The organism is Enterococcus sp. DIV0213h (assembly GCF_051711285.1).
GTDB lineage: Bacteria > Bacillota > Bacilli > Lactobacillales > Enterococcaceae > Enterococcus_D > Enterococcus_D casseliflavus.
On record NZ_JBIOMH010000001.1, the window covers coordinates 1,685,101 to 1,697,815 of the forward strand.

A 12,715-nucleotide genomic window follows, 5' to 3' on the forward strand; every position below is an offset into this window, starting at 1 on the left:
GTAGTTTTTTTGAAAAAAAGACGATAAAAATCAGCTGGTTCTTACTATATCCTTAATAGCAGAGGATCAAAGTTCTTTTAAGGAGTGAATCAAAATGCTGCAAACCAGAATAAATTTCAGTGGAAAAAAGAATGCTACCATGTTGACTGTGCGCTTTTTCAGCAACAAGACGAACACGATTTTAGAGAGAAATTTAATTGTGGATCAAGAGGATGATCGGCAATCGGTTCTTGACTACTTAGCAGAATCACTAGGGGAAATCAACATCTTGCAATACTCTTCGAAAAACGTTTTGTGTATCGCTGAACGTTCAAGGCTAGAAAAAGCAGGAGGCACGCATCGATTGGAACATTTTTGGGGAGATGTCATCAGTTATATCGTTGAGTGCGTGGATAAATCTGGTATTCATTATGATATGCATGTCATTGGCAATGTTGATTCGGATGATGAAGAAATTATGCGGTCAATTAATGAGATGAGTGATGAATTGTCGATCATCAACATTTATGAATACAAAGATTGCTGGCTAAAAAGAGAAGATATTTTATTACAAGCTCTTTGAAATGAACTTGATTCCTCAAAGAAGTTTGTCCAGCTAGAAAATAATTTTACTCTCCAAGTCACTTACCAATCAATGAAAGAATACGAATTTTTTCTAAGTCTATGGAAACAGCTAATTCACAGGATCTTTTTAATGGTTTCCAACACTTTTTTGTTATAAAAGGTAAGAATCGTTTCACAAGTTTTTCTCACCCGTTCTGTTTTAAAGAAGCGGGGATTTTTCTGAAGTTTTTATTAAAATTGTCCGTTTAATGAAAAAAGAGGCTCAAATTTAAGTTTATTTTACTATAATTGGAAACTAGGATACTTTTTAAATAAGGCGGGTAAAAAATTTTGGAGTATATAGAAAAGTTGTATAGGTTTTATTTAACCAAAAAACAGGTAGATAAATTAACTATTATTAGAAATATCATTTTGGAGAAGCAGCTGTCTCTTGATAAAATATGTGAAACGATAAACAAATCTTTGTATCAGGTGAAAATATTGATCAATGAAATCGCCGAAGATATGAGAGAGTTTACGACCTTTGACGAGTCTATTTTTTTGTTGAAAAAGAGAACCGTTTATTTGTCACGAGAATTAAACGAAGAACAAAGCCTGCATATTTTTGTGAATCTAAAGAAGAAGTATTTCTTAGAATCTCCTTATTATCGTCTATTATCCTATTTGTTAAGAAAAAGAAAGACCCGTATGGTGGACATCTCAGAAGAATTGATTTTTAGTATTTCTTATTGTTATAAATTGATCAGCTATCTGAAAAAAATGCTGGTTATCCAAAATGTCCCGATTACTATCAATAACAACACAGATTCCATTGATCTGACAGGGGCAGAGCCTTGTGTGCGGATGTACCATTATTTAGTTGAGATCATGGCTTGCAATGTTTACATCAATCAGCGCACCCGTGCAAGCGTTGAATTAGCTGCGAAAGAATATGAGCCGTTGAAAACTACAAAAGTGAAGCACGACATTATGTTTTCAATCATTGAGAATGCGGTGTTGAGGGGCTATATCGTCAATGAATTAGACGAAGCTTCCATCGCTATTTATGAGCAAATCAAGCAACTCAATGGGGAAAAGCAAGTGATCAAGCTGCTGCCGATCAGAAGTCAGCAAGATATCGAGAAAGAACAGATTTTTTATCATTTCTGGGTTTTTCTCTTCATACCTGAAACGATCTCGGATCAAGAGAAACTTCTTTTGGGGAAACAGCTGCGAAACCTCTCGGGGAATCCATTGGTCGAATTTTCTGCCGATGTTGTGGCTGTCTTGTCGCAAAAGTATGATCTTTCCAAAGCAATCGAAGCGTTTCTTACCTATGAATTAGTGATGAATACATGGGGCTGTCTCCATCTCTTTTTGGATAGTTTTGTGTCTACTGAAGATTTGTCCTCTACGAACGAACGCGTATTAGAGGTGGAGGAGCTGATTGCGACCGTCTTGCAGCGCCATTCGTTTGTAATAGAAAAAGAAGCCCTTTTCTTAAGGAAAATCGCTCAGATTACAGCATCTTATTTACCTATCCAAAAAGAGGAACCGATTCGCATTGGTATTTCTCTTTTGAACCACCCTGAATATATTCCGGTCATTAAGAACAAACTATTAAAAATTTACAATGAAAATGTGATTCACTTTAGTTCGAACTTAGGAGACTCAGACATACTGGTTTCTGATGGCGTGCTGATCCATAATGAGTCACAGAAATTTACATTTTTTGGCAATGTTCATAGTACCAAGGATTGGCACAATCTACATGTGATGATCCAGTCGATGATTTCTAATAAATATACTTGAAAAAGAGAGCGTAACGCTCTCTTTTTTTGCTTGACTATCAGGTAGCGTTGGTCGAAGTACTAGGCGAAAGAAGGAGGAGAGAAGACAAAAAAAGATATCTATAAAAGAGGGCTGCGACAGTCACCTTTTATAGATATTTTTTATACACGTGATTAGGCAAAGCTAACGTGAGGAAGACAACGTTTTTTTGATGGAGATTTCTACCACTTCGGGCATTTGGATCACAGAGATCGTAGCAGGATCATAGGAGCCATCAGGTAATTTTTTCAAGAAGTAATTTTTGATTTCTTCTACTTCCGTCGGGCGAATATTCCGTTTTTTATTGATCAGCAAAATTTCATTGTGGTTCGGCGCTGAGGTAAAGATCACGGTCGTGTCTCCGGCGGTGTAAACCTTTACAAGTTCTGCGTCGGTATTTTCAAGTTGATTCAATACTAGTCGAGAATGGCTGTTTGTAACGTTGATTAATTTCACCAGACTCACCTCACATTCTATGTATTTATTAATAACATTATAGGTCGTTTTTTTTCAAAAGAAAAGCCAGACAACTCGGAATTACCCAATTTTTTGGCAAAACATGGTTGTCTGGCAAAACGAACGGATTGGTCACCGTTTTGACACGTTATTGCTCATCTGTTTCCGATGGTTTTTCCTCTTCAGCAGAAGGTGTTTCTTGAGGAAGTGCAGAGGATTCGGCTGAAGTTACAACGATTTTATCGGAATCCTCCAATTGTGCTTTTAATTGACGAACTTGAGGATGCTCAAGATAATATTCAGCAATCCCGTCTTCGATTTGATCTTGGATGGTCCTGCGCAATGGGCGAGCACCCATCGTTGCGCTGTAACCTAGATCGACCAGTTTTTCTTGCACGTCTTGTGGAACATCGATATGCAATTTTTGATGACTAAGTGTTTGATTGACATCATGCAGCATAAGGGACACGATCGATAACAAGTTTTCCTTGCTTAGTGCCTTGAATTCGATGATCCCGTCAAAGCGATTGAGAAATTCTGGCGTAAAGTAATTGTTCAATTGATTTAACACGGAACGAGTGATGCCTTCACGCGCTGCGCCAAAGCCGACGTTGGCTTCAACTTTGCCAGTTCCAGCATTACTTGTCATGATGATCAAGGTATCTTTAAAGCTGACTGTACGTCCTTGGGCATCCGTCAAACGACCATCATCGAGAATTTGCAAGAACATATGCAATACATCAGGATGGGCTTTTTCCACTTCGTCTAATAAAATCAGGCTATATGGATTCCGACGAACTTTTTCCGTCAATTGACCCGCTTCTTCATAGCCAACGTAACCAGGAGGAGAGCCAATCAGTTTGGATACACTGTGTTTTTCCATGTATTCTGACATATCGAAACGAATCATCGATTCTTCAGAACCAAACATCTCATAGGCTAATTGTTTTGCTAATTCGGTTTTCCCGACACCGGTTGGCCCGACGAATAGGAAAGAGCCGATCGGACGATTTTGTTTGCCTAAACCGACCCGATTTCTGCGGATCGCTTTGGCTACTTTATCGATCGCTTCATCTTGTCCGATAACTTTAGCTTTCAAGTCATCCGCAAGATTTTTCAATTGCGTTTGTTCTTTTTCTTTCAATTCACCAACTGGAATATTTGTCCGTTCTTCAACGATTTGTTCCATGTCTTTTTCGGTAATGACTGGCGTTTCTTCTTCGCTGATTTGGCGTTCCTTCATTTTTTGCAATTTATTGATTTGATCGCGATAGTAAGCAGCTTTTTCGAAATCTTCTTCTCGAGAGGCAGCTTGTTTTTGTTCTTCTGCTTCTTGTAATTTCTTTTCGATCGTTTTTGGATCAACGATTTGGATCGTCAAGTTTTTCTTAGAACCTGTTTCATCTATTAGATCGATTGCTTTATCAGGCAAGAATCGGTCTTGGATGTATCGGTTAGAAAGGGTAGCGGCAGCTGCGATCGCTTCATCAGTATATTTCACATGATGATAATCTTCATAACGTGGTTGCAAACCTTTTAAGATACGGATCGTTTCTTCCACAGAAGGTTCATCCACACGTACTGGTTGCAAACGGCGTTCTAAAGCAGCATCTTTTTCGATGATGCGGTATTCATTTAACGTCGTTGCTCCGACCATTTGTAGTTCTCCACGAGCAAGAGCTGGTTTTAAGATGTTTCCAGCATCCATATTTCCGTCGCCAGCTGCACCAGCGCCAACGATTTCATGGACTTCATCAATAAACAAAATCACGTTTTCTGCTTGCTTGATTTCTTCAATCAATTTTTGGATGCGTTCTTCAAATTGTCCACGAATACCTGTGCCTTGAACAAGAGACGCAACGTCCAAACGAATGACTTCTTTGTCCATCAGTTTTTGTGGCACATCGCCATCTACGATTTTTTGGGCTAACCCTTCAACGACGGCAGTTTTCCCAACCCCAGGTTCACCAATAAGCACAGGGTTGTTTTTTGTTCGACGATTAAGGATCTCAATCACTCGTTTGATCTCTGAATCACGACCAACGACTGGATCGACTTCGCCATCACGAGCCATTTGGGTAATATTGATACCGTATTCTCCTAACAGACCTGCAGGTGCTTGGTTATTGCGTGGAGGCTGTCCACCGACAAAACCGTTACCGCCGGTTTGCGTCGGAGGGGTTTGTTCATAAGGGGTATTTCCTTGCTGCATCTGGCGAGACATTTGACGAAATAGATCATCAATATTGCCGAATCCAAAAGGATCTTGCGCCATTGCAGCTGCAGCATTCCCAGATTGAGCTTTTAATTTTTGGTAACAACTTTGACAATAATCGAGTTGTTTTCTTTGACCATTGACACTGGCATATAAATGAATAGACGCTTCATTTTTGCCGCAATTTTGACAAAGCATAGATTCACGACCTTTCATATTTGTTCCAACACCCTTATTTTACGGCGCTTTTTTACACTTGTAAAAGAAAAGGGGCTGTGTGCATAGAAACGGTCATCTTCGAGGTAATGTGTTATTGACCTTTACTGACCATAATTCTATTATACTAACTTTTTGTCAGACTGCAAGAATTTTACTCGTAAAAATTTTTGCCGCTCTTTCATTAGCAGAAGCGTCTTTTAAATAAAAAGTAATTCCATTATAATAGAAAGAAAGAGGTGAGAATTGAGGATGGAGAACAGAGATTTTGCTTCAGAAATAACGCGTTTGCGCAATGGAGAGATCCAAGAATTGATTGTCCAACAGCCAGAATTCCTGGCGTTTAGAGATGTCTGGCTCCAGTTGGAAGATCGGTCTTCTTTTGTCGGAGAAGCGGGCTTAAATGGGAAGATCATCTACCGTTATGTGCAAGAAAATAAATAGGACATTTATTTCAATCGTTTATTTAAGAGAAAACGGTTGTCTATCGAGGAAAAAAATGGTAATCTTAACAGTTGAAAGGGCGATTTTTTTCGGGTGTCATTGCATGCATGGAAATTTTGCCTTCACACAAAAAAACGTATCATAAAGGAGATTGATCAATATGGAAAAGAAAGATTTTCACGTAGTTGCTGAGACAGGGATTCACGCACGTCCAGCTACATTATTGGTTCAAACAGCAAGCAAATTCAACTCTGATATCAACTTAGAGTACAAAGGTAAATCAGTAAACCTTAAATCAATCATGGGCGTAATGTCATTAGGCGTTGGCCAAGGTTCTGATGTAACTATCACTGCTGAAGGTGCTGACGAAGCAGATGCAATCGCTGCAATCGTAGAAACAATGAAAAAAGAAGGTTTGTCTGAATAATGGTTGAGATGCTAAAAGGAATTGCTGCTAGTGATGGTGTAGCCGTTGCGAAAGCCTACCTGTTAGTACAACCTGATTTATCTTTTTCAAAAGTATCAGTTGAAGATACTGCAGCAGAGGAAGCACGCTTAGATGATGCGTTAGCGAAGTCAACAGCGGAATTACAACAAATCCGTGACAAAGCAGCGCAAACTTTAGGTGAAGCAGAAGCACAAGTATTTGATGCTCATTTAATGGTTCTTTCAGATCCTGAGATGATTGGTCAAATCAAACAAAACGTGACAGATAACAAAGTCAATGCAGAAGCTGCGTTGAAAGAAGTTACTGACATGTATATTGGTATGTTTGAAGCAATGGATGACAATGCTTACATGCAAGAACGTGCAGCTGACATTAAAGATGTCGCAAAACGTATCTTGGCGCATTTGCTGAATGTGACTTTGCCTAATCCTTCAATGATCAACGAAGAAGTAGTCGTTGTTGCGCATGACTTGACACCAAGTGATACTGCACAATTAGACCGCAACTTTGTAAAAGCTTTTGTAACAGATATCGGTGGACGTACTTCTCATTCCGCTATCATGGCACGTTCTCTTGAAATCCCAGCAATCGTTGGAACAATGGAGATCACTGCAAAAGTGAAAGCGGGAGACATCTTAGCTGTTAACGGTATTATCGGTGACGTTATCGTCAACCCGACAGATGACCAAGCAGCTGAATTTGTTGAAGCTGGGAAAGCCTACGCAGAACAAAAAGCAGAATGGGAAAAATTGAAAGATGCTGAAACAGTTACCGCTGATGGCAAGCACTTTGAATTAGCTGCGAACATTGGAACGCCTAAAGATTTAGAAGGTGTCCACAACAATGGTGCAGAAGCAGTCGGTTTATACCGTACTGAATTCTTGTACATGGATTCTCCTGATTTCCCAACAGAAGAAGACCAATACAAAGCATACAAAGCAGTTTTAGAAGGAATGGCTGGCAAACCAGTGGTTGTCCGTACAATGGATATCGGTGGCGATAAAGAACTTCCTTACCTAAAATTGCCTCATGAAATGAATCCTTTCTTAGGCTATCGTGCATTGCGTATCAGCTTATCTGAACTTGGGGATGACATGTTCCGTACCCAACTTCGTGCGTTGTTACGTGCTTCTGCTCACGGCAACTTACGTATCATGTTCCCAATGGTGGCAACATTGAAAGAGTTCCGTACTGCGAAGAAAATGTATGAAGAAGAGCGTCAAAAATTGATTGACGAAGGCGTTGAGGTTTCTAACGAGATCCAAGTCGGAATCATGATCGAAATTCCAGCAGCTGCTGTTTTAGCAGACAAGTTTGCGAAGGAAGTTGACTTCTTTAGTATTGGTACCAATGACTTGATCCAATACACCATGGCTGCAGACCGCATGAACGAGCGCGTGTCTTACTTGTACCAACCATACAACCCATCAATTTTACGTTTGATCAAAAACGTGATCGATTCAGCGCATGCTGAAGGCAAGTGGGCTGGTATGTGTGGAGAAATGGCGGGCGATCAAACTGCTGTGCCGCTTCTTGTAGGTATGGGCTTAGATGAGTTCTCAATGAGTGCAACATCTGTTCTGAAAACACGTAGCTTAATGAAACGCTTGTCAACGACTGACATGCAAGAATTAGCAAAACGTGCTTTAGAAGATTGCGATACAATGGAAGAAGTTGTTGAGCTAATCGAACAGTATGTAAACTAATCATTTCTAGGCAACAAGCAATTTTGCTTGTTGCCTTTTTTTTTGTTATAAGAAGCCTTCTTGTTCGATTTGACTTGCAATAGCCTGCTCGTTTTTTCAGAAAACGAACAATTTTGTCATATCTTTGTATAAAGCTATGATTCCGTAGGTTTTTCACGTATCATGATTAAATGGGGAACAAAATCTAGGACCATGGTAGGAGTATGTCTCCGATTGCCTATGGTATACTAATATCAGATATAAGCATTTCCAAGGAGGAATCATCTTTGAAAGTACTTCTTTATTTTGAAGGAGAAAAATTATTAGCTAAATCAGGTATCGGTCGAGCGTTGGCCCATCAGCAACGAGCACTGACATCTGTCGGGATTCCTTTTACTCTTGATAAAAATGATGAGGACTATGATATCCTTCATATCAACACGTATGGGATCAATAGTATGCACATGGTCAACAAAGCCAAAAGACAAGGGAAAAAAGTGATTTACCATGCCCATTCTACAGAAGAGGATTTTCGGAATTCATTTATCGGCTCAAACCAGCTTTCGCCATTATATAAAAAATATTTGATCAATCTTTATTCTAGAGCCGATCAGTTGATCACCCCGACTCCTTATTCGAAAGAACTTTTGGAAGGGTATGGTATCCAAGTACCGATCGAAGCGATCTCAAACGGCATCGATCTTGACAAATATCAGCCGGATCAAGAGAAAGAAAAAGCCTTTCGCGAGTATTTCAATCTCTTACCAGATCAAAAAGTCATTATATCCGTCGGTTTATTTTTTGAACGAAAAGGCATTCTTGATTTTGTAGAGATAGCTAGACAGTTGCCTGAGTATACGTTTATCTGGTTTGGTCATACACCAATGATGACGATTCCTAAACAGATCCGCGACCTCGTCAATGAAGACCATCCAGAAAATGTGTTGTTTCCAGGTTATATCAAAGGAGACATTATCGAAGGCGCATATTCCGCTGCCGATTTATTCTTCTTTCCTTCTTATGAAGAAACAGAAGGGATCGTAGTCCTTGAGGCGTTAGCCAGCCGCCAAAATGTGCTCGTTCGGGATATTCCTGTTTATAAAGGGTGGCTAAGTAATGGGCACAATGCATACATGGAAAAAAACAATGAAGGATTTATTGAGAAAATCAAAGGAATCGTGGAGGGCACGTTGCCACCGTTGAGTGAAGCGGGTTATGAAACAGCAAAGCAAAAGAGTATTGATGAAATTGGGTTTAAATTACAAGAGGTTTATACAAAAGTGATGAATACGGAATGAAGAAACTAATGTAAAGTTTGGAGGTACCGTTTTGAAAATCGGATTTTTTACTGACACCTACTTCCCCCAGGTAAGTGGTGTGGCGACATCGATCAAGACATTGAAAGAAGAGCTTGAGAAAAAAGGCCATAAAGTGTATATCTTTACAACGACCGATCCAAATGCTGATCTGGACGAAGAAGATATCATTCGCATGCCAAGTGTCCCGTTTGTGTCCTTCAAAGATCGGCGAATCGTGGTTCGCGGCATGTTGTATGCCTATTTGATCGCTAAAGAATTAGAATTGGAATTGATCCATACCCATACAGAGTTTGGTTCTGGGATGTTGGGGAAAATGGTGGGGCGTAAATTGCAGATTCCTGTGATCCATACCTACCATACAATGTATGAAGATTACTTGCACTACATCGCAAACGGAAAGGTCTTGCGGCCATCTCACGTGAAATATCTTTCACGGCTATTTGCCAACCACTCGACAGGTGTTGTTTGTCCAAGTGAACGGGTCATCGATACGCTGAGAGGGTATGGTGTGGTTTCACCAATGCGGATCATCCCCACAGGGATCGAAGTTGAGAAGTTTCGCCGACCGGATATTACAACTGACATGAAAAAAGAATTGCGGGAGAAATTGGGCATCACTGAGAATCAACCCATGCTGCTTTCCCTCAGTCGTATTTCTTATGAAAAGAATATCCAAGCAATCATCGACGGCATGCCAGAAATTTTAACGAAGATTCCTGATGCGCAATTAGTGATCGTTGGGAAAGGTCCGCATAAAGAAAAATTAGAAGAAAAAGTGGTGGATATGGCTTTATCTGACCATGTTCAATTTGTCGGTGAAGTGGCAAATGATAAAGTGGCGATCTATTATCATGCTGCCGATTACTTCGTCAGTGCCTCCACATCAGAAACACAAGGACTGACTTACACGGAAGCAATGGCTGCTGGAACACCGTTAGTCGTTGAAGGCAATGACTACTTAAACACCTTGATCGATGATCCGTCTTTAGGTGTCACCTATGAGAGTGATCGGGATTTCGCAAAAGCATTTATTGATTATTATGAACGAAAGATTCCTGCTGATCCCGAAGTTCTTGCTAGAAAAATGTACGAGATCTCGGCATTGCGCTTCGGTGAGTCGATGCTATCTTTCTACCATGACATGGTCGCTTATTATGAAACAGAACGCATCGAAAAAGAAACCGAGCAGACGCTAGAAAAATTCAAAGTAAAATTAAAGGCCTTTCGCCGAACGATCGATTAAACAGAAAATTTTCGCAAGTTCATGTTTTTAGCGTATACTAAAGACATGAACTTTTTTATTTTGGAGGGATCTGCATGAAATTAGGATTTATCGGTACTGGTGTCATGGGTCAAGCGATGGTTGGTCATCTCTTAGCTGCAGGACATACAGTGAATGTTTACAATCGGACGAAAGAAAAAACAGATGAACTCGTTGCGAATGGAGCAATTTGGTGTGACACCCCAACAGAAGTTGCATCAGAAAGTGAAATCATCTTTACAATGGTTGGTTATCCATCCGATGTTGAAGAGGTTTACTATGGGCCTCAAGGGATTTTTCAAACGGCTGTGACGGGCAAAACATTGGTGGATTTTACCACCAGTACACCTGATTTGGCAGAACGAATCTACCAGACAGCGAAGGAAAAAGGAGCAGCGAGTATTGATGCGCCAGTTTCTGGTGGTGATCTTGGTGCGAGAAACGCCACGCTAACGATTATGGTTGGTGGCGATGAAGAAGCTTACCAACAAGTAAAACCACTTTTTGAAGTATTAGGAAAGACGTTTCAACTTCAAGGAGGGGCAGGGAAGGGTCAGCATACGAAAATGGCCAATCAGATCATGATTGCCGGAACCATGACGGGGATGACAGAAATGCTGGTCTATGCGAATCAAGCCGGTCTTGATTTACCACGAGTGATTGACACGCTTTCTGGCGGTGGGGCAGCCAATTGGTCCATGACGAATTACAGTCCTCGTATCCTAAAAGAGGATTATTCTCCAGGCTTTTTTGTCAAACATTTCATCAAAGATTTGGGGATCGCTTTGGATGAGGCCAAGAAGATGAGATTGGATTTGCCAAGCACCGCTTTAGCTAAAAAATTGTATGATCAGTTAGCTGAAAAAGGCTTCGAAAATGACGGAACGCAGGCGCTGATTAAACTTTGGTGGCAAGATGGAAAAAAATCTTAAAATGACAAAAAAAATACGAAAAATCAATGCAAGATAGAGGATGTTTTGATACAATATAACGGACAGAAAAAGGAGGCTTACGAATGAAAAGTTCGCAATTAGTCGCTATCATCAAACGTTTAGAAGCGATGGTCGAAGCGCAAGACAATGAAGTTCAAGTACGTCGTTTTGAAAAAGAAGGCGTCGAAAAATGTACCGTTACTTATGACAATTCGACAGAAACGTTTGAATTAACGGAAGCAGAATCAAGTCAATCTTATCAATTTGATAATGTTGATATTGTAGCCATGGAAATCTATGATTTGATCCAATAAGAATGAGTGGGACGTTCGTCGTCGCTTTCTCATTTCTTTACAGCAAGCCTACTTGGGCTTGCTGTTTTTTATTTATCTGCTGCTTTTTCTTGGCGATACAGGTGATTAAGGATGATCCCTAATGGATCGAGATCTTCCGGGGCTAAGGGAAGCGCAGCGCTTGCTGACGGGAGTGGCTGGAATGTTTCCTCGGGAGAAAGAACTTTTGTTTGGATCAACTTGCCAAAGCTAACTTGATAGTATTTGATTTGAGTCATCTGTGATCCTGGCTCCTCTAAGTCAAGGGGAATAGAAAAAATCACTTCTGGTTCTTGAATAAACTGATTGACCCTCACGATTTCTTGGTAAAAGCTTTGTGCTAAATGGATCTCGCGCTGCAGTACACTAGCTTGCTCAAACAATAGGTGATCAATCAGATATGCTAAGCGTTGTTTAAGGAGTGAAAAACAGTCGGTCTTCTTTCCTGCAAAAAAACAGCCGATCTCCCGCCACTTCTCTTCCAAGGGATACGCATCCATTTGAGGGAGCTGCTTACGTAAGGTCAATAGCGTCAGTTCGTTGACAGTCGGCAATTGAAAGGTTTCTGACAATAATTGAAACAATGCTGGCAATTTTTTTGTTTGCCGAAAGGGGCCATAACTGCCAATTTGGGGTATTTGAGTGATCGTGAAGGTATGATTCGTCAAGTCAACAAAGCAATAGTTGGCTGAATGGTTCATTTGTCGGTTGTAGATAGGATGAAAAGCTTGGATCAAACGACATTCAAGTAAAAGTGCATCCAATTCTGTATCTGTTTCGATCGTTTCAAAATCAACGACATTATAAACAAGTCGAAGCACCTTATTGGCATGCTGCTGATTTTTTCGGAAGTAAGAAACGACACGCTGTTTCAATGATTTGGCTTTTCCTACATACAAGACTTCGTTGTGCTGATCTTTCATTAAATAAACACCAGGCTTTTCAGGCAGTGCATTTGCTTTGTTTTTTAGAAACTCTTTGTTCGGATTCATCGATCGTTCCTCTCCTTCCTTCAAAGAGTAGCAGATGAAGCG

The 12,715-nt window shown here is 40.3% G+C and carries 12 protein-coding genes; 9 read left to right on the forward strand and 3 right to left on the reverse strand.

All coding sequences use genetic code 11. From position 1 onward, the window contains the following. Positions 1–94 precede the first annotated feature (94 nt). Both IGI77_RS07600 and IGI77_RS07605 read left to right on the forward strand, forming a co-directional pair. Positions 95–562, forward strand: a complete 468-nt coding sequence (locus tag IGI77_RS07600; protein WP_438769804.1) for a hypothetical protein — start codon at positions 95–97, stop codon at positions 560–562. A gap of 473 nt (positions 563–1,035) precedes the next feature. After that, on the forward strand, positions 1,036–2,355 hold the full coding sequence (locus IGI77_RS07605) for a helix-turn-helix domain-containing protein (protein WP_225582179.1): 1,320 nt from the start codon (positions 1,036–1,038) through the stop codon (positions 2,353–2,355). Between the two features lie 162 nt (positions 2,356–2,517). Here the strand turns inward: IGI77_RS07605 and IGI77_RS07610 are convergent, their stop codons facing one another. After that, positions 2,518–2,829, reverse strand: a complete 312-nt coding sequence (locus IGI77_RS07610) for a DUF1827 family protein (RefSeq protein ID WP_005225878.1) — start codon at positions 2,827–2,829, stop codon at positions 2,518–2,520. Positions 2,830–2,977: 148 nt separating this feature from the next. Next, complete coding sequence (locus tag IGI77_RS07615) at positions 2,978–5,242, reverse strand: AAA family ATPase (RefSeq protein WP_438770518.1); 2,265 nt, start codon at positions 5,240–5,242, stop codon at positions 2,978–2,980. A gap of 270 nt (positions 5,243–5,512) precedes the next feature. Here IGI77_RS07615 and IGI77_RS07620 point away from each other — a divergent pair, with 270 nt between their 5' ends. The 7 genes from IGI77_RS07620 to IGI77_RS07650 all read left to right on the forward strand — a co-directional run bounded on the left by IGI77_RS07620 (position 5,513) and on the right by IGI77_RS07650 (position 11,663). Further along, positions 5,513–5,704 carry a hypothetical protein gene (locus tag IGI77_RS07620; RefSeq protein ID WP_005225880.1) on the forward strand — a complete coding sequence of 64 codons (192 nt, stop codon included), beginning with the start codon at positions 5,513–5,515 and terminating at the stop codon, positions 5,702–5,704. A 160-nt stretch (positions 5,705–5,864) separates the two neighbouring features. Then, positions 5,865–6,131: a phosphocarrier protein HPr gene (locus tag IGI77_RS07625; protein ID WP_003126335.1), complete on the forward strand. Its 267-nt coding sequence runs from the start codon at positions 5,865–5,867 to the stop codon at positions 6,129–6,131. After that, complete coding sequence (gene ptsP / locus IGI77_RS07630) at positions 6,131–7,858, forward strand: phosphoenolpyruvate--protein phosphotransferase (RefSeq protein ID WP_005225882.1); 1,728 nt, start codon at positions 6,131–6,133, stop codon at positions 7,856–7,858. Before IGI77_RS07625 ends, ptsP begins: the two co-directional genes overlap by 1 nt. 266 nt (positions 7,859–8,124) lie before the next feature. Then, on the forward strand, positions 8,125–9,135 hold the full coding sequence (locus tag IGI77_RS07635) for a glycosyltransferase (RefSeq protein ID WP_438769805.1): 1,011 nt from the start codon (positions 8,125–8,127) through the stop codon (positions 9,133–9,135). A gap of 31 nt (positions 9,136–9,166) precedes the next feature. Further along, positions 9,167–10,399, forward strand: coding sequence for a glycosyltransferase family 4 protein (locus IGI77_RS07640; protein WP_005225884.1), 1,233 nt, complete (start codon positions 9,167–9,169; stop codon positions 10,397–10,399). A gap of 74 nt (positions 10,400–10,473) precedes the next feature. After that, a complete protein-coding gene (locus IGI77_RS07645; RefSeq protein WP_438769806.1) occupies positions 10,474–11,349 on the forward strand; it encodes an NAD(P)-dependent oxidoreductase in 876 nt (291 codons plus the stop codon). A gap of 83 nt (positions 11,350–11,432) precedes the next feature. Beyond that, positions 11,433–11,663: a YkuJ family protein gene (locus tag IGI77_RS07650; RefSeq protein WP_005225886.1), complete on the forward strand. Its 231-nt coding sequence runs from the start codon at positions 11,433–11,435 to the stop codon at positions 11,661–11,663. A gap of 68 nt (positions 11,664–11,731) precedes the next feature. Here IGI77_RS07650 and IGI77_RS07655 read toward each other — a convergent pair whose 3' ends face one another. After that, on the reverse strand, positions 11,732–12,673 hold the full coding sequence (locus IGI77_RS07655) for a GIY-YIG nuclease family protein (protein ID WP_438769807.1): 942 nt from the start codon (positions 12,671–12,673) through the stop codon (positions 11,732–11,734). Positions 12,674–12,715: the final 42 nt, after the last annotated feature.